This window comes from Bradyrhizobium sp. USDA 4474 (assembly GCF_054057515.1).
In genome coordinates, this window is the sequence record NZ_JBSRZJ010000002.1 from 6297173 (window position 1) to 6320860 (window position 23688).

Genomic DNA, 23688 nt, shown 5'->3' on the forward strand with positions numbered 1-23688 from the left:
GCCGCCTTGGTGCAAACGAAGCATGCGATGGCGGGTTCCCGATGAGCAACCGTGACATCATTGTAATCGGTGGCTCCGCCGGCGCCACCGCACCCCTGAAGCAAATTCTGGCGGCGTTGCCGCTCGACTTGCCGGCGGCGATCTTCATCGTCCTGCACATTCCAGCCCAGGGCATCGGCATCCTGTCCACGGTTGCCGCTGCGGCCGGGAGGCTGCCGGTGCATCAGGCCGTCGACGGGATGACCTTCGAGCGCGGCCATATCTATCTGGCCGCACCCGACCACCACCTCTTGCTATCAGGAGATCACCTCCAGCTCGGACGCGGTCCGCGCGAGAACATGGTCCGTCCGGCGATCGACGCCCTGTTCCGCTCCGCGGCGGTGCACCACGGTCCCCGCGTGATCGGAATCGTGCTGAGCGGCTTGCTGTCGGACGGCGTTGCCGGGCTCCATGCCATCAAGCGCTGCGGCGGGATGGCCTTGGTCCAGGATCCCGCCGATGCGATCTCGCCCGAAATGCCGCAGCGCGCCCTGGAGGCAACGATCCCCGATCTCTGTGTCCCCGCTGCAAAGCTCGGCGACGTGCTGTCTGATCTTGCCCGGGAGGAGCCGGGTAGTGCGCTCCCGGTGGCTCCCGACATCCGCCTGGAGGTCGAGATCGCGGCCGGTGAAAGGATCGGAGCCGGAAGCCTCACCAAGATCGCCGACCCCGCGGCGCTGACCTGTCCCAGTTGCGGTGGGGTGCTGTCCGCCGTGAAGGGCGGCCACCCGATGCGGTTTCGCTGCCAGGTCGGCCATGCCTATACCGCCGACGCGCTCGCCAAGGAGCAGGAGGGACAGGTCGATGAAGCCTTGCGGGTGGCGCTGCGGATCATCGAGGAGCGTGCTGAGCTGGTGCAGCGCATGGCGGACGATGGGCGGCGCAGCGGCCGCGCCGCAGTCGCCGAGATGTACGATGCGCGCGCCGCCGAATATCGCGAATATGCCGACATGATCCGGCGGGTCGTGCTACACTCATTCGACCCGGCGATCCGCCCGCGAGCGACCTGAGGCATCACCATGGCCACCTCCCTTGCCGAGCGGACGGAGCAGCTCCACGTTGAGCAGCGCCTTCTTGTCAAGGCGGATGGCGACATCGACGAAGGTTGGTTGCGGATTCGCAGCCAGGAGGATCTGGTGCGCGAGCTCCGGGCCGGCGGGCATGACACACGGCAGGCCGAAAGGCTGGTTGATCTGCTCAAGCAAACCTTGTTGGAATGGGAGCGGCACCGCACCTTGATCGTCCAGCGGGTCAACTACCTCCAGCGCGAGGTCGATTCCCTGGCGCCCACGGCCGGTTGATCGGGGCCGGATTGCGTCGTCGAATATGGCAAGCAATTCCCGCCATTCAGCTGTTGGGATACCTTGAAATTCTGCTATTCCATGAGCTTGGGATCCGCGATCCCGGAGAGCGAAAGTAGCGTCTGATATGGATGAAGTCGGCAAAGCGCCGGGAGACGGGGAGCGTCAGGTCAAGGCCCCATTGATCATTGGCGTGGGTGCGTCGGCCGGCGCAATCGACAGCATCGAGCGCTTCTTCGGAAAGCTGACGCTGGGCGACGACCAGGCCATCGTGCTGGTGCTTCAGAATCGTGAGGCGCTCTCCGACCAGCGGCTGCATGCCGTCATCCAGCGTGCCGAGGGAGCCCAACTCTCCAATATCACCGACGGGATGACGCTCGAAGGCGGGACGATCTATCTCAGCCCCATGGCCATGATCACCACCATCCACGGTGGCCGCCTCGCGGTGCGGAAGGCGGAGCAGGGGCCGGGCGAACGGGCCACCATCGACAGCTTCCTCGTGTCGCTGGCGGAGGAGCGCGCCGAGCAATCCATCGGGGTGCTGCTCAGCGGAACCGACGGCGACGGCACGTTGGGCGCAGCCACCCTGAAGGATCACGGCGGCCTGGCAATCGCGGAAAAGGGCGCCGACGAGGATTTCAAGCATCTGGCCGACAGCAGCAACCCTGCAGCCATCGCCGACTATGTGCTGTCGCCTGAGGACATTCCCGAGCATATCCAGGTCTACGCGCGCCATCTGCGGCGCCTGGAGGAGAAGCAGGGTTTCGACGAGGTGCTGGCGGCCGCCGCGAGCTCGCTGTCACGCATCGCCGACATCCTGCGCAACAAGACCGGCAACGATTTCCACGGCTACAAGCAGAACACGTTTCTGCGCCGCGTTCAGCGCCGCATGCAGGTGGTGCAGATCGATGAGATCACCTCCTATGTCGATTTCCTGCGCAACGACAAGGACGAGGCGCAGAACCTCTTCAACGATCTTCTGATCGGCGTCACCGAGTTCTTTCGCGACAAGCGCGAATTCGAGGTGCTCGAGACGCAGATTATTCCGAAGATCTTCGAGAACAAGGGAATCGGGCAGCAGGTCCGTGTCTGGGTGCTCGGCTGCGCCACCGGCGAGGAAGCCTATTCGATCGGCATCCTGTTGCGGGAGCATATGGCGACGCTGGACTCTGCTCCGCAGGTCCAGATTTTCGCCACCGATATCGACGGAAGGGCGCTTGCGACCGCACGTGTCGGACGCTACCGCACCAATATCGAACAGGACATGACCCCCGAGCGCCTGGCGCGCTGGTTCGTCCGCGAGGGCGATACCTATTGCGTGGTCAAGGAACTCAGGGAGATGTGCATCTTCTCCCAGCACAACGTGATCAAGGACGCGCCGTTCTCGAAGCTCGATCTGGTCTCCTGCCGCAACTTGCTCATCTATCTGAACGCAGAGCTTCAGAACCGGGTCATCCCGCTGTTTCATTTTGCGTTGCTGCCGGACCGCTACTTGTTCCTCGGCAATTCCGAAAACGTGACGCGACATCCGAAGCTGTTCGCGCCGGTCGATCGTCGCGCCCGCATCTTCAGGAAGCTCGAGACCGGTACGCGGCTGCCGCCCGAGTTTCCGATTTCGACCGCGGCGGGTCGCGCTCCGGTCGAGGTGCCGCCGATCCGCTCCTTCGGTCCCGACGTCGGGCTGGAGCGCCGTGCGCAGCGGATCGCCGAGCGCTATGCGCCGGCCTATGTGATCACGGACGACAATTTCCAGATCCTGCACTTTTCCGGCCGCACGGGGCGCTATATCGAGCCGACGGCGGGCGCCGCCTCGCTCGATCTGCTTCAACTCGTGCATCGCGACCTCCGGCTGGAATTGCGGACGACGCTGAGCCGCGCCGCCGAGACCAACGAACCCGCTCATGCCGAGCAGATCCAGCTTGGCGTCAACGGCCATAGAGTGCTCGTCGACATCACGGTCGAGCCGATCCAGGACGGCGCCGGCGGTCACCGAAACTTCGTCGTGCTGTTCAAGGACGGTCCGCCGCGCGGCCTGGAAGCAAGCGATGGCAATGCCGGCAGCCTGGTGCGAACCGAGCATGTCGAGCGGCTCGAGAGCGATTTGCGGGCAACCCGTGAACGTCTCCAGGCAACGATCGAGGAGCTCGAGAGCACCAACGAGGAACTGAAATCCTCGAACGAGGAATACCAGTCGCTCAACGAAGAGCTGCAATCCGCCAATGAGGAACTCGAGACCTCGCGCGAGGAATTGCAATCGGTCAACGAGGAGCTGACTACAGTCAATGGCGAGCTGGCCCACCGTGTTCAGGAGCTGACCCGCGCCACCAGCGACTTGAAGAATTTTCTGGAAAGCACGCAGATCGCGACTGTCTTCCTGGACAACGATCTGCGCGTGATGAACTTCACGCCCGCGATCACCCAGATCCTGCATCTGGTGGAGACCGATACCGGCCGCCCCATCGCGCACATCAAGGCGCGCATTCCGATCGAGGAGCTCTACGATGACGTGCGTCGCGTGCTGCGCACGCTGGCCAGCGCCGAGCGCGAGCTGACTGCGCCGGACAGCGGCACGCGGTATATCGTCCGCATTCTGCCCTATCGCAGCATCGACAATTTCATTGCCGGCGTGGTCATCACCTTCATCGACGTCACGGCGATCACGCGCGCGGAAGAGCGGCAGCGCCTTCTGCTCGCCGAGCTTCAGCATCGCGTGCGCAACACGCTCGGCGTTGTCAGGTCGATCGCGCGCCGTTCCGCAGAGACGAGCTCGACCGTCGAGGAATATTCAGCACATCTCGACGGCCGGCTGAACGCCTTTGCGCGGACGCAGGCGCTGGTGACGCGCGATCCCGAGGGCGGCGTCGATCTGGAATATCTCGTTGTCGAGGAGCTTCTCGCGTATAACGCGCGCGAGGGCGAACAGATGCGCGTGTCCGGGCCGGCGGTCCGTTTCCAGCCCAAGGCGGCGGAGACCTTTGCACTTGCCATCCACGAACTGGCCACCAATGCGCTCAAATATGGTGCGCTGGGCCAACCCTCGGGACGCCTGGAAATTTCCTGGCGCATCGACGAAGCGTCGACCCCGCCGCAACTGTTGTTCGACTGGCGCGAGCGGGGTGGGCCGGCCGTGGCGCAGCCGGCACGCAAGGGTTTTGGTTCGGAGCTTCTGGAGCGCACTTTGGCGTTCGACCTGAAGGGGCACACGACCATGTCCTTCAACGGGGCGGGGCTTCACTGCCAGATCGCGATTCCACTGACCAAGAGAACCTTTCACACGCCTTCGATGGACGGCTGATGCGCTCCCACGGCACCGATGGAGGTCTTGCACATGCGGTGATCCGCCGCCTCAATGTGTTGCGGCCCCTGTCCGAGGAAGCGGTCGCGGCGCTCGAGCACGCCATTCTCGAAGGTCTGTTTCGGGCGGGGCCGGGCGAGGATCTGGTTGCCGAAGGCGATCCGGTCGACAGCGTCCGGGTCGTGCTCTCGGGCTGGCTGTTCCGCCACAAGACGCTCGAGGACGGCCGGCGGCAGATCGTCAACTTCATCTTGCCCGGCGAGACCTGCGACGCCCATGCTTATCTGCTGCCGACGATCGACCATTCGATCACCACGGCCACGGCGGTTTCTTACGCCGAGATCAAACGCGCGCGTTTCGAGAAGCTCATAGCGAACGAGCGAACGCTTGCCGAAGCCTTCATGTGCGAGACGATATTGAACAATGCGATCCAGCGCGAGTGGGCGATCAATCTCGGACGTCGTGTCGCACTGGAGAAGGTCGCCCATCTGTTCTGCGAAATCTACGAGCGGCTTCGCCCGGTCGGACTGGTCGACGGTACTTCGTGCAGCTTCCCGATAACCCAGATGGATCTGGCCGACGCAACCGGGCTTTCCGTCGTCCACCTCAATCGCACCATCCAGGAACTGAGGGCGTCCGGGCTGATCACGCTGCGGGAGCGGACTCTGACGATTCCGGATCTGGATGCACTCAAGAGCGCGGCGCTGTTTTCACCGGGCTATTTGCAGCTCTACCGGTGAAGCTGATCGAGAAGCGTTTTCCACTCGCCACATTCGCCGAGGCCTTCAGCACCGCGTAAATTCACGCGGCGTTAACCTATGGAAATGCGGGAACCCGCGGCCGCACCCGAAGCTGCATCGGTCCGGGGCCTTTCGACTGACGTCACATCAGCCCGGGCGCCTGACCTCCAGATGGGGAGAATGATGATGCGGAGCGTCAAACACTATCGCGCCTTTCAAATTGATCCGGACGGGCATGTGTTCGGCTGCATCAATCTTGTCTGCGGTGACGACGAGCAAGCCAAGCGCGAAGCAGCCGCGCTCGTCCTCGTCCACCGCATCGAGCTATGGCGGCTCGACAGCCGCATCGCCCAGTTCGATCGTCCCCAGGAGATCGCCCGGCAAGAGGCACCTTTGGACGCTTAGGAACCGCGCGCGGCAATTCGGGTTGGTCGGATCGGACCAATCGATCGAGGACCCAGCATGGCGGATCCAGACGTTCGCAAGGGGATGCCGCCCGTCAAGCTGTCGCGTGAGGAATTCGAAAGCCGCTACAAGAGCCAGTTCGTCGATCCTGCCTTCGCTCCGCTCGCTCGCGAACTCGGCGCAATCGTCGGCGCCGCCTGGGATGCCTATAGCCATTCGCGCAAGGCGCCGATGACGCGCAAGGCGGGCGCAGGCTTTGCTGATCCCGACTACGATCTCGCCGTCGACTGGCTGGCCGCGCGCGATGCCGTCCTCGAAGCGCAGCGGCGGCACGACGATGCCGGAGCGACGCCGCGCATTCTCCTCATCAACGGCTCGGCGCGCAGCGAGCACACCTGTCCCGGCGAGATGTCCAAGACGTGGCGGATGGTCAAGCTCGCCGAGCCGGTTTTCACCGAGATGGGCTTTGCCGTCGACATCCTCGATCTCTCCCGCCTGACGTCCGAGTTCGGCAAGCACATTCATCCCTGCAAATCCTGCGTCTCCACCGCCATGCCGCTCTGCCACTGGCCGTGCAGTTGCTATCCGAACTATTCGCTGGGCCAGACCAGCGACTGGATGAACGAGATCTATCCGCTCTGGGTTGCCGCGCATGGCATCCTGATCGTGACGCCGGTGAACTGGTATCACGTGCCGGGCGGTCTCAAGGCGATGATGGATCGGCTGGTCTGCGCCGACGGCGGCAATCCGGACCCGACATCGACGCACGGCAAGAAGGCCGCCGAAGCAAAGGCGCTGGAGCTGAAGGGCTGGCCCTATCCGCGTCATCTCGCCGGCCGCCATTTCGGCCTCATCGTTCACGGCGACAGCGTCGGCGCCGAGGGCGTTCGCCGAACGCTGTCCGACTGGCTGACCGACATGCATCTGATCTCCACGGGCCGCTTCGGTGAGATGGACGGCTACGTCGGCTACATGGAGCCATATGCGACCTCTCACCGGGAGCTGGACGAAGATCGTGCGTTTCAGCAGGAGGTGCTGAATGCAGCCAAGACGCTTGGCCGCGCTGTGAAGCTCGCCCGGAGCGGGCAGCTGTTGGAACCGGGTGCCGGTCTCGAAGAGCCGGCCCCGAAATGACCGCCTGAAAGGACGACGAATGCTGGAAGAGAAGCTCAGGGAAGCCATCGTCGGAGAGCTCAAGCGTCAGGCGGCCAACCGGCCGCAGGCGCTGAAGGTCGAGGGCTCTGCGGAAGAGCTGATCGTCAACGGAAAGATCGACTTGGCCGACCTCGTCATGGTGATCGTCGGCTCGGTCGCCGGCGGCCCATAGCGCTAAAGCATCGCCTTGAGCTTCAGCGCATCGGCAGGGGCCGCGCTCTTCTGGTCGTTGTCGAAATAGACATAGACGTCGCAGCCTTGCCGCTTCCAGGATGTGATGCGCCGCGCCCATTGCGTCAGTGTCGAGCGGCCATAGTGGCCGTAATAGCGTCCGCCCGGGCCGTGGCCGCGCACATAGACGAAATCTGCCGTACGCTTCCAGGGCGCCGGTGCATCGTGATGGTCCGACAGGCAGAGCGAGATGTTCTGGTCAGCGAGCATCCTGAGAATGCGGGGTTGGTACCAGCTTGGGTGTCGAAATTCGAAGCTATAGCGGCGCTTCTTGGTGAGCAGCTTGAAGAACGATGCGAGCCTGTCGGGATTTGCCTCGAACCGGGGCGGCAACTGAAACAGGATCGGTCCGGCTTTGCCGCCCAAAGAGGAGATGCGATCCTCCAGCAATGCGAGGCTGTTTTCGCTGGCGTCGGACAGGCGCTTCCAATGCGTGATGAATTTGGATGCCTTCCAGGTGAAGACAAAATCCTCATCCGTCTGATCCCGCCATGCCTTCACGGCTTGCGGTGTCGGTGTCCGGTAGAACACGCCGTTGAGCTCGGTCGTCTCGAACCGGCTGGCATAGTAGCGAAGCTGCTCTTTCAGAGGCAGGCCATCCGGAAAGAAGGGACCGCGCCATGAATCGTAGTGCCAGCCGGAAGTACCGATCAGTACGCGTGACATCTCTGATAGCCGCTGTTGGTCGCGGTCGATCGAGCCGAGTCTCCTGCGAACAACGCCCTCGGCCGTTAGCGCCGCTTGGTCGCGCGAGCCTTGGTCGCGCGGCGATTATAGGGCGAACGATTGACCGGCTTGAGCGAGATACCTTCGCGTTGCGCCTTGCTGCGGATCGCGGCGATCGGGCGCTGAAGCTTGATGCTCATGACGCCGGTGGGCGTATTTCCCTTCGCGAGCTGCCGCAACATCTTGACGTCGGCCGTCGACCACGGCTGACGCGAGCGACGCTTGTACGAAGGGTTTGCTTTGCGCGGTCCCTTCTTGCCGATCGGCGAGCCGGGCCGCTTCCAGGTTGCTGTGCGTGCCATGTTGATCCTCCTGGAATCCTAAAGCACGAATCAGGGGGTTGGTTCCGACATCGGCTGCGTGCGCCCACGAAGCCAGCCGCGATCACAACTCTATCCTGCGGCCGAGTTCGACCAGCGCATTGCTGGGCATCTGGAACCGATCCACGGCATGTGCGGAATTGCGAACCATGAAGCCGAACAGGCTCGTTCGCCAGCGCGACAGCAGTGAGCTGCCGGGGCGATTGACCGGATCGTATCGCTCGACATAGTAGGTGGGCCGCTCCCAGGCGGGCAGCCCCTCGCGTTTTGCCTGTGCGATGACGGAGGGAAGATCGGGAATCTCGACGAAGCCGAAACGGACCATCATGTGCCACACGCCTTCGCCGAGCTGCTCGCATTTGACGCGATCGGGCGCGCTGATGCGCGGCACGGCTTCGAAACTGACGGTGAGGGCGATCACGGTCTGATGCAGCGACCGGGTCTGTCTCACGTAATTGACGATCATCGGCGGCACCCCCGTGCCAAGGCGCGTCAGGAACACGCCGGTCCCCGAGATCCGCGCGATATTTTCCTCGGCGAGCCGGGTGATGAATGCTTCGATTGGCTCCGAGCGCGCGGCATTCCGGCGATGCAGCCTGGCGACGCCGTCGTGCCAAACGAGCATGGCGGTAAACACCAGCGCACCGAAGGCGAGGGGTATCCATCCTCCGTCCAGGATCTTGAGCAGGTTGGCTCCAAAGAATGCCAGATCGACGATGCCGAGGGCACCGGCCAGGGCGATCGATCGCCAGATGCTCCAATGCCAGCGCGCGTGCATGACTGCGAACAAGAGCACCGTGGTGAGCACCATGGTGGTGGAGACGGCGGTCCCGTACGCACCCGCAAGACGGTCCGAGCTGCCAAATCCGATCGTGAGCGCGATGGTCAGGATCATCATGGTCCAGTTCACGAACGGAGCGTAGATCTGACCGTATTGGTCGGCGGAAGTCTGGAAGATCTGGACGCCCGGAAACCAGCCGAGCTGCATGGCTTGCCTGGTCATCGAGAACGAGCCGGTGATGATGGCCTGGCTGGCAATGATCGTCGCCAGCGTTGCAAGAAGGACCAGCGGGTAGACCGCCCAGGCCGGCGCCAGCAGGAAGAAAGGATTGCCGTCATTGTTTGGCGCATCGACGAAATTGCCGACTTGCCCGGCATAGTTCAGGACCAGGCCCGGGAGCACGATGCTGAACCAGGCGAGCCTGATGGGGGCCCGGCCGACATGTCCCATGTCTGCATAAAGCGCCTCGCCGCCGGTCAGGGCGAGAAACACGCCGCCAAGCAGGGCGAAGCCGACGCGGCCGTGATCGAAGAGCAGCTTGATGCCGTAGCTCGGGTTGAGTGCGGCCAGTACACCGACATGACGGGCGATGCCCAGCAACCCGAGCACTCCCATCGTGATAAACCAGAGCAGCATGATCGGGCCGAATGCCCGTCCGACGATTGCCGTGCCGCGGCTCTGGAGCGCGAACAGCCCGGTGAGGATCGCGACCGCGATCGGCATCGTGTACGGCTTGAAGACCGACGTCGCCACGTTCAAGCCTTCGACGGCACTCAAGACCGAGATGGCCGGCGTGATGATGCCATCGCCGTAGATCAAGGCGGCGCCGAACAGCCCGGCCATGATCAACCAGCGCCCTCGACGCGACCCGCGTGTCCCCGTGATCGCCATCAGCGCCAGGATGCCACCTTCGCCGTGATTGTCGGCGCGCATGACGAAGAGGCCGTATTTGATCGAGATGGTGATGATCAGGGCCCAGATGATCAGCGACAGCGAGCCGAGCGCTGCCTCCGCGGAGAAGTCCTGGCCCATGATCTGCCTGATCGTTTGCAACGTATACAGGGGGCTCGTGCCCAGATCGCCGTAGACGATCCCGAGTGCAAGCAGGATCGTGGAGGGACTTGGCGATCGTTCGACGCGAGCTTGGGGGGAACCGGTCCCGCCGGTTTTGGCGCAAAGAGCTGATGTCGAGGTGCTAGACATCAGGCCGAACGGGATCGTTCGGATGTTGTGTCGTGATCCACCGGATTGAATCGGTCGCTGGGCATGACCGGTTAACGCGCGCCGCCGGGATTGTTCCGATTCACTGGCGGAGTTCCCATCGTGCACGGTGCAACGTGCGGCCGACCTACAGGCGGACGGCTTCACCGCTGCGAACGCTCTCGTCCGCGGCAAAGACGATCCGCAGTGAGTTGATCGCGTCCTCGTGATGTTCGGACAGGTCGATCTCGCCGCGGATCGCCCCGAGAAACAGCCGCTGCTCGCGCTCGCAGAGCTCCTGGTGGTGGGGTTCGTCGGCAGTCGAGAGGAGTTCGTCCTGCCTTGCGAAACGCCCCCCGGGGGTACGAGCCGCGTAATGAATACGAAGCGCGTTGGTCTGGGTATGGCTGTCGTGGTCCGCCGAACTCGCAGCCGGCCCGGTGCTCTCCTTCGCAACGATCGACACGCTGCCGTTCGGCCCGATGATGTCCTTCACGAAATGAGCGGTCTCGCTCATCATCGGTCCCCAGCCGACCTCGTACCAGCCGACCGATCCGTCGTCGAACACGATGTGAAGATGGCCGTAATTGTGCATGTCGGGCGCGATCTCGTCCGTGAGCCGCGCCCCGACGGCATGGACCATGACAGGACGCGCGCGCGTCACCTGGCACATGATGTCGACATAGTGGACGCCGCAATCGACGATCGGCGAAGTCGACAGCATGAGCTTCTTGTGGACCTCCCAGAAGGAGCCGTCCGATTGCTGGTTGAGGTTCATGCGCAGGACGAGCGGCTTTCCGAGCGTACGGCCGATCTCGACGAAGCGCGACCATGACGGGTGGACGCGCAGGATGTAGCCGATCAGCAGCGCCTTTCCGCTCGTCCGCGCGGCGTCGACCACGCGCCTGGCTGATACCAGGGTGTCGGCGAGGGGCTTTTCGCAGAACACATGCGCGCCGGCCGCGAAAGCCTGAAGCGCCATGGCGGCGTGATGTTCGGTGTAGGTACAAATCGCGACGGCATCCGGACGCAGCGTCGCGAGAGCCTCTTCGTATCGTTCGAAACGCGGCACACCGGGAAACTCGCCCTCGAGGTCGTGGCGCTCGGCCGCACGGGAGGTGCAGAGGCCTGCGAGCTCGAAGCCTTCGATCGCTCTGTAGGCGCGGGCGTGGCTGGTTCCCATGGTGCCGAGGCCAACGACGAGAACGCGAACTCGCTGTTCGGTCGAAACGGTTGGCGAGGGCATGGCTCAAATCCTTCAGTCGAAACAATGCCAGGTCGATCCGTGAATCAGGAATTGCCAGCAGATGGGCTACCCTCGATCCAGGTTTGGAGCACGCGCAAGTCGTCGCCGAGATGCACGAGGCTCGCCAGACATCCGGGCGCGATGCGGCCGAGCTCGGTTTCACGCCGCAGAAATGTCGCCGGAACGCGCGACGCCATTGCGAGGGCATCGGCGAGATCGAGCCCCACGACATTGACTGCATAGCGCACGGCCCCGTCCATTGTCAGAACCGAACCGGCGAGCGTTCCGTCGTCGAGGCGCAGGCAGCCGTCTGCGCACGTCACGCGGCGGCCCTGGAGATCGAAATTGTCGGGTCCACCGGCGGCCGGCGGCATCGCGTCGGTGATCAACATGAACCGATCGTGCCGCTTGGCGGCAAGGGCGACGCGCAGGTTCGCCGCGTGGACATGATGGCCATCGGCGATGATGCCGACGAACGCTTCGTCGAGATCGAGCGCGGCACCAACCATACCCGGCTCGCGTCCGACCGGCGCACTCATCGCATTGAACAAATGGGTGAACGCGCGCGCGCCCGCGCCGACGGCGGCGCGCGCCTCCTCGTAGCTCGCTTCCGAATGGCCGAGCGAGACGAGCACGCCGTGCCCGGCGAGTTCGGCGATGCTTTCCACGCTGATCCGATTGGGTGCGAGCGTCAGCATGACCGCGCCGCAATTCGCGTTGGCGATCGTCGTGAGGTCGCTGGCCTCGAGGCTGCGGATGTATTTCAGCTCGTGCGCGCCCTTGCGGCGCGGGTCGAGGAACGGCCCTTCCAGATGGATGCCGAGGGTCGCCCGGGTCAGATGCCGTGCCTCGCGCGTTGCGGCAATCGCCGACGCCATCACTTGCGGCGCATCGGTGACCAGCGTCGGCAGCAGCCCGACGGTCCCGTATCTGCGATGTGCGGCGGCGATGCGGGCGATGCCTTCGGGCGTCGGATCCTCGTTGAACAGGACCCCGCCGCCACCATTGACCTGGACGTCGATATAGCCGGGCGCAAGCAGGCCGCCGCCGAGATCGCGCACGGCACCGTCAGGCCTCTCGGAGTAAGGGACGATTGCGGCGATGCGCTCGCCTTCGATGACAACGGCATGGTCATCGAGAAAGCGTTCGCCGTCGAAAATTCGCGCGCCGGACAGAACGATCATCAGACGGTCTCCGTCACCTTGCGCAGATTGCGCGGGCGGTCAGGATCGCGACCGAGGCGAAGCGCAAGCGCCTCGACAAGGCGGTAGAAGCGGTGGATCATGACGATCGGCTCCAGCAGGGTCGCCTCGACCTTTGCCGTGGCGAGGCGATGCGCCTCGTCACCGCCGCCCGCCTCGATTGCAATCACCGTGGCGCCGGCATCGGCGAGAGCCGTGAGCGTCGGCAGCATGCCTTCGCGCGCCGCGTCCGACGGCACGAAGGCGATGACGGGAAAGCCTGAGGCCACAAGTTCAGCCGGGCCATGCAGTACCTCGGCGGCGGAGTAGGCCTCGGCATGAATCGCGCAGGTTTCCTTGAGCTTCAGCGCCGCCTCCGCGGCGATCGCGAGCGTGGCGCCGCGGCCCAGCACGAAAGCGCTGCGCGCATTGGCGAGTTGTTCCAGCATCGCCGCGGGCGGCGGCGCCGCTTGTCCGCGCAGCACATCCGGCAGGCCGGTGAGAGCGTCTGTGAGCAGCCGATCCTCGCGCCAGGCCGCGACGAGGCTCGCGCCCGCGACGAGGCCCGCCACCATCGATTTGGTCGCGGCGACGGAACGTTCCGTGCCGGCGCACAATGGCAGCAGCACTTCGGCCCCTTGCGCCAGCGGTGAGGCCACGTCGTTGACCAGCGCGACGGCCAGCGCACCGCCACTTCGCGCGGCGCGCTGCATTTCGATGATGTCCGGGCTGCGTCCCGATTGCGAGATCGCGACGGAAACGCCGCCTTCGAGCCGCATGGGCGTGCGATAAAGCGTCGCGATCGAGGGGCCGATGGAGGCACAGGGCACCCCCGAAACGATCTCGACGAGGTATTTCAGATAGAGCGCGCAGCAGTCGGACGAGCCGCGGCCAATGGTCGTGACGACAGGCGGATCGAGGGCGCGCAGACGCGTCCCGAGCTCAGCGAGCCGCTCGGCATTCTGGCCCAGCTGGCGCGCGACCGCATCGCCTGCCTCGCCGATCTCCTGAAGCATGTGCGTCGTCATCGGTGCGCCTTTCGGGCCGGCGGCGACAGCGTGAGCTCGGAGACGAAGTCGTAGGCGTCGGCGCGGTACCAGGATTTCGTGAATTCGACGCAGGATCCATCGGCGAGATAGGCGATGCGCTGGATATAGAGCGCCGGGCTGTCCGGTGCGACCCCGAGCAATTCCGCATCCGCTTGATCAACGAGGGTCGCGCGCAAGCGCTGCAGGCCCCGCGCGGGCCTGAAGCCGCGCGCGGAGAGCGCCTCGTAAAGCGAGCCGCCGACGGAGTTCTGTTCGGGAAGAAAGCGTATCGGCACGGCGGCGCGTTCGATCGCCATCGGTGAACCGTCGGCCAGGCGCAGGCGCCCGAGCCGGAATACGCGTTCGTTCGGCCGCACGCCAAGCATCATGGCCTCTTCCGGCGTCGGCAGGAACACCCCGCGTTCGAGCTCGCGCGAACTCGCCTCCAATCCGCGCAGCCGCATGTCTTCCGTGAAGCTCGTCAGGCGCGACGAGGGCTGCTCGACGCGCGGGGTCGCGCGATGGATGAAAGTGCCGGCGCCATGGCGGTGAAACAGCACGCCCTCGGCGATCAGATCGGCAATCGCCTTGCGCAGCGTGGTTCGCGACACGTCGAGCAGATCGCACAATATGCGCTCGGCCGGAAGCAATTGCGTCTCCGCGAAGCGTCCCGTCTCGATCTCGCGCCGAAGCGCGTCGACCACGGCACGATAGAGTTTCTGGCCCGGCGCGGTTTCGACCGTCAGGGACATGCCGCGTCCTCCGGGAGCGTTCCGCCGGCGAGCAGGATCGCGCCGTCGACCGCGTCGCGCCGCGGCGGAGCGAGGCGCTTGGCCACATCAGGCGGCAAAAAGGGACGCAAGGGCTCGCCGAAGCCGCCGGCAAGCGCGATGCGCTCGGCGCCGAGGGCGCTCAGCGCGTTCGCGAGCGCTGCAATCGCGCTGGCTGCTTCGCCGACGATTTCACGCGCGCGCATATCCCCTGACCTGGCGACGTCCAGGATCTGGGGCGCGAAGGCGCCGTAGTCTCTGGGCCTCGCGTCCGCTGCCCAGCGGCTCATCCGCAATGGATCGTCACCGAAATGGCGCGCGAGCGCCTGCGCAAGCCCGCTCATCGGCTCGAGGCCATCGATCGCCCGCAGCGTCGCGCGCAGCGCCGACTCGCCGAGGCGCGCGGCAGATCCGTCGTCGCCGAGCCAGAAACCGCGGCCGCCGATGATGGCCGTTCGAGCTCCGACGCGCGCGATGCCCGCCGAGCCGGTGCCCGCGATGATCAGGCCGCCGTCACCGAGGCCATTGGCGCCGACGCAGGCTGCGACCGCATCATTGACCGCGACGATGCGCGCAAAACCGGGCAGGGCGGCGGAGACGCGCTCTGCTTCCTTGTCATCCGAAAGCCCGGCAAGGCTGAGCCCGACGGCGATCTCGTGCCTTGGCGCGCCGGCAGCAATTGCGGAGTCCATCGTTTCGCGGACGACGCGCATGGCCTCGTCGAAATCGAGATAGATGTTCGAAGCCGGCCCGAGGCCATGCCCGAGCTCGCGGCCCGACGAATCCCGCAGTCTCGCGCGGCAGCGCGTCCCGCCGCCGTCCACACCGAGAAAGAACTGGGCCGTCGCCGTCGCCAAGGAGCCTCCTAAAAAATTTCTTAACGCCTCTAGACAAGAGGTATGTCACGTGGCTAAAACAAATACAAGAGGTATCTACCATTGGTATTCACGATGTCGGTACTGCGGAGCTCGGAGGCGGACGGGGAGGCGCGCGGCGGTACGACCGGCGCCGAGGCGCTGTTCGCTGAGGCGATGCTCGCATCCTACCGTCGGGCGATCGCTTCCGTGACGGCTGCCACCGGCGACATCCGCGCCGCCGCGCTTCGCCTTGCTGCGATCTGGCGAGCAGGCGGGCGTCTGGTCTATGCGGGCGCAGGCTCCTCCGGTCTTGCGGCCGCCGAAGATGCCGCCGAGCTTCCCGGTACCTTCGGCCTCGATGAGGGCCGTATCGCAATTGTTCTGCCCGGCGGCATCGCCGAGCCGTTCCGCATTGATGGCGCCGCGGAGGACGATGCCGCAGCCGGCGAGCGGGCTATGACAGCGCTCGGCGATCTCTCCCGGGATGCCGTGATTGTCGTATCGGCGAGTGGCTCGACGCCGTTCACCGTCGCAGCCGCCGCCGCGGCGCGTCGCCGCGGCGCTTTCGTGGTCGCGATCGCGCATCGGCTAGGTTCACCCTTGCTCGTCGGTGCCGACGTGTCGATTCTGCTCGAAAGCGGGGAGGAGGCGCTGCGCGGCTCGACCCGGCTTGCGGCCGGCGCAGCGCAAAAGGCCGCGCTCGGCATGCTCTCATCACTGATGGGATTCGATTTGGGACACATCCACCAGGGCCTCATGGTCAACCTGAAGGCCGACAATGCCAAATTGCGCGAACGGGCGCGGGGGATCGTCGCAACAATCGCCGGCGTCAGCGATGCCAAGGCGGAAGCGGCGCTGCGGCAGGCCGGCGGCGAGGTCAAGCCGGCAATCCTGATTGCCTGCGGTATCGTCAGCATGAGCGAAGCCGTCGGGCGGCTCGCTGTTGCGGAAGGTCGGATCGACGCAGCGTTGCGTCAATGGAATCACGGGCGAAAACCCGAACAAGGGAGCGTAGGATGAGACGGACATTCAAGGCTGCAATGGGAGCTGAGGTTGCCGCGTTGGCGTTGCTTGCGGGGCTTGCGTCGGCCCAGGCAGGCTCGTTGAAGATCGAGAGCTGGCGCAACGACGATGCCGACATCTGGAACTCGAAGATCATTCCCGCCTTCAATAAGCATTATCCCGACATCAAGATCGAGTTCGCGCCATCGGCGCCCAAGGAATACAACGCCGCCCTCAACGCGCGGCTCGATGGCGGCACCGCCGGCGACCTCATCACATGCCGTCCGTTCGACGCCTCGCTCGCGCTCTATCAGAAGCATCAGCTCGACGCGGTCGACGGCCTCAATGGCATGGACAATTTCTCCGATGTCGCGAAGGCCGCATGGCAAACCGATGACGGCAAAACCACCTTCTGCGTGCCGATCGCGTCCGTCATCGCGGGGTTCATCTACAACAAGGAAGCCTTCGCCAAGGTCGGCGTGTCCGAGCCGAAGACGCTCGAGGAATTCCACGCCGTGCTCGACAAGCTGAAGAAGGACGGGACCTATGTCCCGCTGGTGATGGGCACGGCGGACCAGTGGGAGGCCGCGACCATGGGATTCCAGAACATCGGTCCCGACTATTGGAAGGGCGAGACCGGTCGCGCCAACCTGATTGCGGGCAAGGAGAAGCTGACGGATCCGCAATACATCGCGGCCTTCAAGGAGATCGCAAGCTGGGCGCCCTATCTCGGGTCGGGCTTTCAGGCGCAGACCTATGCTGACAGTCAGAACCTGTTCTCGCTCGGCAAGGGCGCGATCTATGCGGCTGGCTCGTGGGACATCTCGACGTTCCGCGGACAGGCGAAGTTCGCCATGGGTGCATTCCCGCCGCCGCAGCCGGCCGGCACGACGGATTGCTACATTTCCGATCACACCGACATCGCGATGGGCGTCAACGCAGCGTCGAAGAACAAGGACGACGCCAAGAAGTTCCTGGAATGGCTGACCACGCCGGAATTCGCGACGATCTACGCCAATGCGCTTCCAGGCTTCTTCCCCCTCGCCAAGACTCCGGTGAAGGTCGACGACGACGTCGCGGCGACGATGGTCGGATGGCGTCAGACCTGCAAGTCGACGATCCGCAACTCGTATCAGATCCTGTCGCGCGGCACGCCGAATCTGGAAAACGAGCTTTGGAACGTTTCGGCGCAGGTCGTCAACGGCAAGCTGACGCCCGAGGCCGCCGGCAAGCAACTGCAGGATGGCCTCGACAAGTGGTACAAGCCCGCCAAGTGATACCAGTCCCTCTCTCCGCTTTGGCGGGGAGAGGGAATTTTTCTCGTTTGGTTCGATAGTTGCTGCACCCGCCGCGAGCCCATGGCGCAAGCCTCAAGCGCGGAGAGGGACGATAGCGCACGGTAGGTTCAATCTTTTCCGTCATGCCCGAATCGGTCTCGAACATCACCGCTCAGATGCCTCGCGCCAAGCTCGCGGGCCTTCTGCTGTTCTTTCTCGGACCGGCGGTCGCGATCTACACCTTGTTCTCGATCTATCCGCTCGTCGCGACCATGGCGCTATCCACCTACACAAGCGATCCGTCCGGCGCCCGGTCTTTCGTCGGGCTTGCCAACTTCAAAACGCTGCTCGGTGACGCGCTGTGGTCGAAGCCGTTCTGGAATGCCCTCGGCAACAATCTGATATTCTTCGCCGTGCATATGTGTGTTCAGAATCCCGTTGGCATCGCACTCGCGGGATTGCTGAGTCTGCCCGGCCTGAGGCTCAGGGGTTTTTATCGCACCGTGATGTTTCTCCCCACGATGCTTTCGGTCGTCATCGTCGGCTTCTCCTGGAATCTGATCCTTTCCCCGCTCTGGGGCGTCGCGGCCGGCGCGTTGAAGGCCGTGGGGCTGGGCTCACTGTTCGCTCCCTGGCTGGGGCTCGAATCGAGCGCACTCGTCACCCTGTCCCTCATCTCTGTCTGGCAATTCGTCGGCATTCCGATGATGTTGATCTACGCCGCGCTGCTCAACATCCCCGACGAGTTGATCGATGCGGCACGCGTCGACGGACTCGGACAGTTTCGCATCTTCTTCCACATCAAGCTTCCGCTCGTCCTGCCGACGATCAGCCTGGTCTCGGTCTTGACCTTTGTCGCCAACTTCAACGCTTTCGATCTGATCTACTCGGTCAAGGGCGCGCTCGCGGGGCCGAATTTCGCCACCGACATCCTGGGCACGTTTTTCTACCGCACCTTCTTCGGCAATCAGCTCCAGCTCGGCAATCCGACCATGGGCTCAGCGGTCGCGACCGTGATGTTTTTCATCATTCTCGTCGGCCTTTGCCTGTATCTCTTCTTCGTGCAGCGGCGCATTCGCCGTTACGCTTTCTGAGGTAGCTGGCATGACGACGGAGCAGCGTGCAAGAAGCCTCGGCGTCCACGTCGTCCTGATCGCCTATAGCCTCCTTGCGGTCGGTCCAATCCTGCTCGTGGTGATGAATTCGTTCAAGGTGCGCAACGCCATCTTCGGCAGCCCGCTCGCGCCGCCGGAGGCCGCGACCTTCAGCCTCATCGGCTATGAGAAGGTTTTCCGCTCCTCCCATATCCTGACCTACTATTCGAATTCGCTGATGGTGACCCTCGTCAGCATGGCGCTCGTGCTGCTGTTCGGCGCGATGGCGGCCTGGGCGCTGACCGAATACCGCTTTCGCGGTTCGACGGCGCTGGCACTGTTCCTGTCGATCGGCATCATGGTGCCGATCCGGCTTGGCTCCGTCGCGATCCTCAACATGATGCGGTCTGCCGGCCTCAACGACACGCTGACCGCCTTGATCCTCGTCTATGTCGCGCAAGGCCTGCCGATGTCGATCTTCATATTGAGCGAGTTCATTCAGCAAATTCCCAAGGACTTGCGCGACGCCGCGCGCTGCGACGGCGTGCCGGAAACCCGCATCTTCTTCGAGGTGGTCGCCCCTCTGCTGCGCCCGGCGATCGCGACGGTCGCGGTCTTCACCATCGTGCCGATCTGGAACGACCTTTGGTTTCCGTTGATCCTGACCTCGAGTGACTCCACGCATACGGTCACGCTGGGCGTGCAGCAGTTTCTGGGCCAGTACATCACCGACTGGAATTCGGTGCTCGCCGCACTGTCGATGGCGATCCTGCCGGTCGTCATCATCTACGTGATCCTCTCGCGCCAACTCATCGCAGGCCTCACCTCCGGCGCGGTCAAATAGGTTGTCAGAATGGCCAATCTGCGCATCGAGCACCTCCACAAGCGTTATGGCGCGACCACGGTGCTTAACGACGTCAATTTGAAGATCGAGGATGGCGAGTTCGTCGTTCTCGTGGGGCCGTCAGGCTGCGGCAAGTCGACGCTTCTGCGGATGATTGCCGGGCTCGACGGTGCATCGGGCGGCGACATTCATATCGCCGACAAACTCGTCAACACGCTCGCACCTGCCGATCGCGGCATCGCGATGGTGTTCCAGTCCTATGCGCTCTATCCTCACATGAACGTGCGCAAGAACATGACGTTCGGGTTGAAATTCACCGGGGTGCCGCCTGCCGAACGCGAGCGGCGCGTCACGGAAGCGGCCCGCATGCTGCGGCTCGACGAGTTGCTCGGGCGCTATCCGCGTGATCTCTCCGGCGGCCAGCGTCAGCGCGTTGCCATTGGCCGCGCGATCGTGCGCGAGCCTGCCGTTTTCCTGTTTGATGAGCCGCTCTCGAATCTCGATGCGGCCCTGCGCGTCTCGACGCGCGTCGAGATCGCGAATCTCCATCGAATGCTGAAGTCGACCATCGTCTATGTCACGCACGACCAGGTCGAGGCGATGACTCTCGCCGATCGTATCGTCGTGATGAACAAGGGTTGCATCGAGCAGGTCGGCAGGCCGCTGGATCTCTATTATGCACCCGCCAACCTGTTCGTCGCGGGCTTCATCGGCTCGCCTGCGATGAATTTCTTCGATGCTAAGGTTGCCAGCGTCGAAGGTGCATGCGCGCGTGTGGACGGAGGCGGCTTTCGCAGCTTCGACCTGCCGGCGACCTCATTGAAGATGGGCGATACGCTGACGGTCGGCGTTCGTCCGGAGCATCTTGGCAGGCGAGAGGACGGTTCCTTCACCGTGGAAGGCGTCGTCGAACTGGTCGAACGTCTCGGCGAATCCTCCTTCGCCTATGTGCGTCGCGCCGACGACAGGCTGTTCGTTGCCGAAGTCCGCGGTCGCCAGACGCCGACGCCCGGTGAGCGAATCGTACTCGCTGCGGCGAACCGGGATGTGCACGTCTTCGATGCCTCGGGCCTGCGGGTATCAAGTCCGACCAATGCTTAAGCGGCCGACCGGCGTTGGCGCGGGCTGATCGCAAGCGAGCTCCGCAGCGAGAGGGATCAATCGTGACGGATATCGTACGCTATCTCACCCATCCTCAGGTGAATATTGATCCGGCGATCCCCGTACCATCCTGGGGCTTGAGCGCGATCGGCAGACATCGCACCGAGGCGATCACAGCGACGCGCCAGCTCTCGCGTACGACGCGGATCATCGCCAGCGGCGAGCGGAAGGCCATCCAGACCGCGGAGATCATTGCGGCAAAGCTGAAGATCGATGTCGAGGTCCGGAAGGCGATGCACGAGAATGACCGATCGGCAACGGGCTTTCTGATGCAGGACGAGTTTCAAGCGGTCGCCAATCAGTTTTTTGCTCAGCCCCAGATCAGCGTTCGGGGCTGGGAGCGGGCTGTCGACGCCCAACTGCGCATCGTGCGCGAGGTCGAACAGGCCCTGGCTCGGAATGATCAGGGCGAGGTGCTCTTTGTCGGGCACGGCGGGGTGGGCACTCTGCTCTATTGCCATTACATGGGTGTTGCGATTGATCGGTCCTGCGACCAGCCTGCCGACGGCGGTTATTTCTTTGCGTTCACCAGAGAGGGCCGTCGCGTGCAACACTCCTGGCGTCGTCTTGAAGACCTGTGATCCGCACCCGCTGCATGTCGGCCGGCTGACGCGGGGAGGGCCGCCTGCGCCTCGGGTGAATTGACCGGTTTCAATCAGGCCACCCAGCTGGCGACCAGGCCTATGGTCGCCGCGAATATTGCGGTGACGGTGATCCAGCCGAGCGCCTTCATGCCCGGGCTGTTGACCTCGTCTCCCATCAATCTGCGGTCGCTGGTCATCAGCAGAATCAGGAGCATCAGCGGCGGCGTCGAGAAGCCCTGCACGATGCCTGAATAGACCAGGGCCTTCATCGGATTGAAGCCGAGGAAATTAAGAAGCACCGCAGCTGCCGTAAAGCCGGCGATGGAGAGATAGAACCGGCCGGCGTCGGCCGGGCGCGCGTTGAGCGAGCTCTTCCAACCGAGCGTCTGGCAGAAATCATAGGCTGCGCCCGTGGTCATCACGGGAACGGCGAGGAAACCGACGGCAATGATCCCGATGCTGAACAGCGTGGCGGCGGCGTTGCCGGCCAGGGGTCGTAGCGCTTCGGCCGCTTCAGCCGCGGTGCTGATATCAGTCTGGCCGGCCTGATGCAGCGTCGCCCCTGTCGAAAGAATGATGAAGTACATGATGACATTTGAGAATGCCATTCCCATCAGAATGTCACGGCGCGACTGCGCGAGCTCGGAACCCATGCCGGCGCGACGCGCCCGTGCGTCGATGCGGCCGGCGGCAATCAGCTCCTCGACCTCGACATTGGACTGCCAAGTATAGAGATAGGCCGACAGTGTGGTGCCGATCACCGCGACGAGGATCGACAGAAACGCGTTGGAGAATTGGATGTGCGGAACGAGCGTGCCCCGCAGCACGGCCGGCGGATCGGGCGATGCGAGGACCGCCGATCCGACATATGCGAAGAGCGAGAGAGCCAACCAGCGGAAGATGTTGCGGATGAAGGTGTAAGATCCCCAAATCTGCAGCACCAGGATCGCGCCAGCAATCCCCAGAACCAGGGCGCCATGCGGGACCGCCACATACAGGTTGATCGCTGCAGCCATCGCACCGATATTCGCTCCGGCCTCGATCACGTTTCCGATCAGCACGCCGATCAGCGCGGGCCACATCAGCCATGGCGAGAAGTGCTCGCGAAGAACGGCAAACAATCCCTTGCCGGTGACGCGTCCGAGCTTGGCAGAGAGGAACACGACGGCGAACATCATCGGGAATGTCACCGGCGCCATCCAGAGCAAGGCGTAGCCGAACCGCGCGCCGGCGCTCGCATAGGTTCCGATCGCCGAGCAATCATCATCCGCAGCGCCGGTCACGAGGCCGAGACCGAACGCGCGAGTGAGGCCTTTGGTTCTGCTGCCGGAAGCTGAGCCGTTAGTCGCGTCCATAACGGTCCTGCGATCGCCAGACGTTCATCGCGCCGGATCGGCAATCCTCAGCTGGCTGCGTGTCGCGCGTCCTGTGCGCCGTGGTGCAATGGCCGGTACCAAGGTCGGGGCATCCCCGGCTATCCGCAGCGCGAAATAGGCGATCGTTGCCTGAAGCCCGTCTTTCAGTTCGACGCGCGGGCGCCAGCCCAACGTCTGCGCCGCGGTGTCGATCATGGGCTTGCGCCGCTTGGGATCGTCCTTCGGCAACGCCTCAAAGCGGAGCGACGAGGCCGATTCCGTGTAGGTGAGCACCTCACGTGCGATCGCCTCGATGGTGACTTCGTGCGGATTGCCGAGATTGCAGGGACCGGTCACCGAGGCGGGACTTTGCATCAGAAGCTGGAGCCCTCGCACGAGATCGTCGACGAAGCAGAAGCTCCGTGTCTGGGTACCTGCACCGTAGATGGTGATCGGCTCGCCGCGCAGAGCCTGCACGATGAAATTGGAGACGACGCGGCCGTCATTCTCCAGCATGCGCGGACCATAGGTGTTGAAGATGCGCGCGACCTTGATCTCGGTCCGATACATGCGATGGTAGTCGAACATCAGCGTCTCGGCGGCGCGCTTGCCCTCGTCATAGCAGGCGCGTGGACCGATCGGGTTGACGTTGCCGAGATAGGATTCCGGCTGTGGATGAATCTCCGGATCGCCGTAGACTTCACTCGTCGAGGCCTGAAGCACCCGCGCCCCCTTTCGCCGCGCGAGCTCGAGCATGTTGATCGTGCCGAGCACGCATGTCTTCATCGTCCCGACCGGGTCCGTCTGGTAATGCCGTGGCGAGGCAGGGCAGGCCAGACTGTAGATACTGTCGATATCGTCGTCGATCTCGACTTGGTCGCGCACGTCGTGCTCGACGAAGCGGAAGTTCGGGTGGTTGAGCAGTGGCCGGACATTATCGATCGTGCCCGTGGACAGATTGTCGAGGCAGATCACCATGTTTCCGCGTTGCAGAAGTGCGTCGCAGAGGTGGGATCCGATGAAGCCGGCGCCGCCTGCGATCAGAACGACCGGAGGGCGTCGGGCTGCATGGATGCGGGTCTGGAGTGTCATGAAG

At 63.9% G+C, this 23688-nt stretch carries 23 protein-coding genes; 13 read left to right on the top strand and 10 right to left on the bottom strand.

Features of this window, described 5'->3' with window-relative positions; all coding sequences use genetic code 11:
- The first annotated feature begins 41 nt into the window (after positions 1 to 41).
- The 7 genes from ACVW16_RS31120 to ACVW16_RS31150 all read left to right on the top strand — a co-directional run bounded on the left by ACVW16_RS31120 (position 42) and on the right by ACVW16_RS31150 (position 7107).
- Positions 42 to 1049 (top strand): chemotaxis protein CheB, encoded by a 1008-nt coding sequence (locus ACVW16_RS31120; RefSeq protein ID WP_456702807.1) that lies wholly within the window; start codon positions 42 to 44, stop codon positions 1047 to 1049.
- A gap of 9 nt (positions 1050 to 1058) precedes the next feature.
- Positions 1059 to 1340 carry a hypothetical protein gene (locus ACVW16_RS31125; RefSeq protein ID WP_456702808.1) on the top strand — a complete coding sequence of 94 codons (282 nt, stop codon included), beginning with the start codon at positions 1059 to 1061 and terminating at the stop codon, positions 1338 to 1340.
- Positions 1341 to 1467: 127 nt separating this feature from the next.
- Positions 1468 to 4635 (top strand): CheR family methyltransferase, encoded by a 3168-nt coding sequence (locus ACVW16_RS31130; RefSeq protein WP_456734667.1) that lies wholly within the window; start codon positions 1468 to 1470, stop codon positions 4633 to 4635.
- Positions 4635 to 5375 carry a Crp/Fnr family transcriptional regulator gene (locus tag ACVW16_RS31135; RefSeq protein ID WP_456702810.1) on the top strand — a complete coding sequence of 247 codons (741 nt, stop codon included), beginning with the start codon at positions 4635 to 4637 and terminating at the stop codon, positions 5373 to 5375. The genes ACVW16_RS31130 and ACVW16_RS31135 overlap by 1 nt, the downstream gene beginning before the upstream one ends.
- Before the next feature lie 186 nt (positions 5376 to 5561).
- A complete protein-coding gene (locus tag ACVW16_RS31140; protein WP_456702811.1) occupies positions 5562 to 5780 on the top strand; it encodes a hypothetical protein in 219 nt (72 codons plus the stop codon).
- A 57-nt stretch (positions 5781 to 5837) separates the two neighbouring features.
- Entirely contained in the window at positions 5838 to 6914 is a 1077-nt protein-coding gene (locus tag ACVW16_RS31145; RefSeq protein WP_456734669.1) for a flavodoxin family protein, read from the top strand.
- Between the two features lie 19 nt (positions 6915 to 6933).
- On the top strand, positions 6934 to 7107 hold the full coding sequence (locus ACVW16_RS31150; protein WP_456702813.1) for a hypothetical protein: 174 nt from the start codon (positions 6934 to 6936) through the stop codon (positions 7105 to 7107).
- Positions 7108 to 7109: 2 nt separating this feature from the next.
- On the opposite strand, the gene ACVW16_RS31155 is transcribed toward ACVW16_RS31150, so the two are convergent.
- The 8 genes from ACVW16_RS31155 to ACVW16_RS31190 form a co-directional block, all read right to left on the bottom strand.
- Positions 7110 to 7832 (bottom strand): DUF72 domain-containing protein, encoded by a 723-nt coding sequence (locus tag ACVW16_RS31155; RefSeq protein ID WP_456702814.1) that lies wholly within the window; start codon positions 7830 to 7832, stop codon positions 7110 to 7112.
- A 65-nt stretch (positions 7833 to 7897) separates the two neighbouring features.
- Entirely contained in the window at positions 7898 to 8194 is a 297-nt protein-coding gene (locus ACVW16_RS31160; RefSeq protein ID WP_092226563.1) for a hypothetical protein, read from the bottom strand.
- An 82-nt stretch (positions 8195 to 8276) separates the two neighbouring features.
- On the bottom strand, positions 8277 to 10103 hold the full coding sequence (locus ACVW16_RS31165) for a potassium transporter Kup (protein WP_456738144.1): 1827 nt from the start codon (positions 10101 to 10103) through the stop codon (positions 8277 to 8279).
- Between the two features lie 238 nt (positions 10104 to 10341).
- The gene (locus ACVW16_RS31170; protein WP_456734670.1) at positions 10342 to 11439 is read right to left on the bottom strand and encodes a Gfo/Idh/MocA family protein; all 1098 of its coding nucleotides are present in this window, start codon (positions 11437 to 11439) and stop codon (positions 10342 to 10344) included.
- Between the two features lie 44 nt (positions 11440 to 11483).
- A complete protein-coding gene (gene nagA / locus ACVW16_RS31175) occupies positions 11484 to 12623 on the bottom strand; it encodes an N-acetylglucosamine-6-phosphate deacetylase (protein ID WP_456734671.1) in 1140 nt (379 codons plus the stop codon).
- Entirely contained in the window at positions 12623 to 13648 is a 1026-nt protein-coding gene (locus ACVW16_RS31180; protein WP_456702817.1) for an SIS domain-containing protein, read from the bottom strand. Before ACVW16_RS31180 ends, nagA begins: the two co-directional genes overlap by 1 nt.
- Positions 13645 to 14400 (bottom strand): GntR family transcriptional regulator, encoded by a 756-nt coding sequence (locus tag ACVW16_RS31185; RefSeq protein WP_244546985.1) that lies wholly within the window; start codon positions 14398 to 14400, stop codon positions 13645 to 13647. Before ACVW16_RS31185 ends, ACVW16_RS31180 begins: the two co-directional genes overlap by 4 nt.
- Positions 14391 to 15275, bottom strand: coding sequence for a BadF/BadG/BcrA/BcrD ATPase family protein (locus tag ACVW16_RS31190; RefSeq protein WP_456734672.1), 885 nt, complete (start codon positions 15273 to 15275; stop codon positions 14391 to 14393). The genes ACVW16_RS31185 and ACVW16_RS31190 overlap by 10 nt, the downstream gene beginning before the upstream one ends.
- Before the next feature lie 93 nt (positions 15276 to 15368).
- On the opposite strand from ACVW16_RS31190, the gene ACVW16_RS31195 reads away from it, so the two are divergent.
- The 6 genes from ACVW16_RS31195 to ACVW16_RS31220 all read left to right on the top strand — a co-directional run bounded on the left by ACVW16_RS31195 (position 15369) and on the right by ACVW16_RS31220 (position 21234).
- Entirely contained in the window at positions 15369 to 16295 is a 927-nt protein-coding gene (locus ACVW16_RS31195; protein ID WP_456734673.1) for an N-acetylmuramic acid 6-phosphate etherase, read from the top strand.
- Entirely contained in the window at positions 16292 to 17554 is a 1263-nt protein-coding gene (locus tag ACVW16_RS31200; RefSeq protein WP_456702821.1) for an extracellular solute-binding protein, read from the top strand. The genes ACVW16_RS31195 and ACVW16_RS31200 overlap by 4 nt, the downstream gene beginning before the upstream one ends.
- Before the next feature lie 143 nt (positions 17555 to 17697).
- Positions 17698 to 18648, top strand: a complete 951-nt coding sequence (locus tag ACVW16_RS31205; protein ID WP_456734674.1) for a carbohydrate ABC transporter permease — start codon at positions 17698 to 17700, stop codon at positions 18646 to 18648.
- Between the two features lie 10 nt (positions 18649 to 18658).
- The gene (locus tag ACVW16_RS31210; protein ID WP_456734675.1) at positions 18659 to 19492 is read left to right on the top strand and encodes a carbohydrate ABC transporter permease; all 834 of its coding nucleotides are present in this window, start codon (positions 18659 to 18661) and stop codon (positions 19490 to 19492) included.
- A 9-nt stretch (positions 19493 to 19501) separates the two neighbouring features.
- Positions 19502 to 20593, top strand: a complete 1092-nt coding sequence (locus ACVW16_RS31215; protein WP_456734676.1) for an ABC transporter ATP-binding protein — start codon at positions 19502 to 19504, stop codon at positions 20591 to 20593.
- Between the two features lie 62 nt (positions 20594 to 20655).
- Positions 20656 to 21234, top strand: a complete 579-nt coding sequence (locus ACVW16_RS31220) for a histidine phosphatase family protein (protein WP_456734677.1) — start codon at positions 20656 to 20658, stop codon at positions 21232 to 21234.
- A 74-nt stretch (positions 21235 to 21308) separates the two neighbouring features.
- Here ACVW16_RS31220 and ACVW16_RS31225 read toward each other — a convergent pair whose 3' ends face one another.
- Both ACVW16_RS31225 and ACVW16_RS31230 read right to left on the bottom strand, forming a co-directional pair.
- Positions 21309 to 22592 (bottom strand): NRAMP family divalent metal transporter, encoded by a 1284-nt coding sequence (locus ACVW16_RS31225; protein WP_456734678.1) that lies wholly within the window; start codon positions 22590 to 22592, stop codon positions 21309 to 21311.
- 24 nt (positions 22593 to 22616) lie between these two features.
- A complete protein-coding gene (locus ACVW16_RS31230) occupies positions 22617 to 23684 on the bottom strand; it encodes a UDP-glucuronic acid decarboxylase family protein (protein ID WP_456702827.1) in 1068 nt (355 codons plus the stop codon).
- Positions 23685 to 23688: the final 4 nt, after the last annotated feature.

Coding starts and splice junctions, on each gene's coding strand:
- ACVW16_RS31120 (WP_456702807.1), top strand. CDS start 42: ATGAGCAACCGTGACATCATTGTAATCGGTGGCTCCGCCGGCGCCACC.
- ACVW16_RS31125 (WP_456702808.1), top strand. CDS start 1,059: ATGGCCACCTCCCTTGCCGAGCGGACGGAGCAGCTCCACGTTGAGCAG.
- ACVW16_RS31130 (WP_456734667.1), top strand. CDS start 1,468: ATGGATGAAGTCGGCAAAGCGCCGGGAGACGGGGAGCGTCAGGTCAAG.
- ACVW16_RS31135 (WP_456702810.1), top strand. CDS start 4,635: ATGCGCTCCCACGGCACCGATGGAGGTCTTGCACATGCGGTGATCCGC.
- ACVW16_RS31140 (WP_456702811.1), top strand. CDS start 5,562: ATGCGGAGCGTCAAACACTATCGCGCCTTTCAAATTGATCCGGACGGG.
- ACVW16_RS31145 (WP_456734669.1), top strand. CDS start 5,838: ATGGCGGATCCAGACGTTCGCAAGGGGATGCCGCCCGTCAAGCTGTCG.
- ACVW16_RS31150 (WP_456702813.1), top strand. CDS start 6,934: ATGCTGGAAGAGAAGCTCAGGGAAGCCATCGTCGGAGAGCTCAAGCGT.
- ACVW16_RS31155 (WP_456702814.1), bottom strand. CDS start 7,832: ATGTCACGCGTACTGATCGGTACTTCCGGCTGGCACTACGATTCATGG.
- ACVW16_RS31160 (WP_092226563.1), bottom strand. CDS start 8,194: ATGGCACGCACAGCAACCTGGAAGCGGCCCGGCTCGCCGATCGGCAAG.
- ACVW16_RS31170 (WP_456734670.1), bottom strand. CDS start 11,439: ATGCCCTCGCCAACCGTTTCGACCGAACAGCGAGTTCGCGTTCTCGTC.
- nagA (WP_456734671.1), bottom strand. CDS start 12,623: ATGATCGTTCTGTCCGGCGCGCGAATTTTCGACGGCGAACGCTTTCTC.
- ACVW16_RS31180 (WP_456702817.1), bottom strand. CDS start 13,648: ATGACGACGCACATGCTTCAGGAGATCGGCGAGGCAGGCGATGCGGTC.
- ACVW16_RS31185 (WP_244546985.1), bottom strand. CDS start 14,400: ATGTCCCTGACGGTCGAAACCGCGCCGGGCCAGAAACTCTATCGTGCC.
- ACVW16_RS31195 (WP_456734673.1), top strand. CDS start 15,369: ATGTCGGTACTGCGGAGCTCGGAGGCGGACGGGGAGGCGCGCGGCGGT.
- ACVW16_RS31200 (WP_456702821.1), top strand. CDS start 16,292: ATGAGACGGACATTCAAGGCTGCAATGGGAGCTGAGGTTGCCGCGTTG.
- ACVW16_RS31205 (WP_456734674.1), top strand. CDS start 17,698: ATGCCCGAATCGGTCTCGAACATCACCGCTCAGATGCCTCGCGCCAAG.
- ACVW16_RS31210 (WP_456734675.1), top strand. CDS start 18,659: ATGACGACGGAGCAGCGTGCAAGAAGCCTCGGCGTCCACGTCGTCCTG.
- ACVW16_RS31215 (WP_456734676.1), top strand. CDS start 19,502: ATGGCCAATCTGCGCATCGAGCACCTCCACAAGCGTTATGGCGCGACC.
- ACVW16_RS31225 (WP_456734678.1), bottom strand. CDS start 22,592: ATGGACGCGACTAACGGCTCAGCTTCCGGCAGCAGAACCAAAGGCCTC.
- ACVW16_RS31230 (WP_456702827.1), bottom strand. CDS start 23,684: ATGACACTCCAGACCCGCATCCATGCAGCCCGACGCCCTCCGGTCGTT.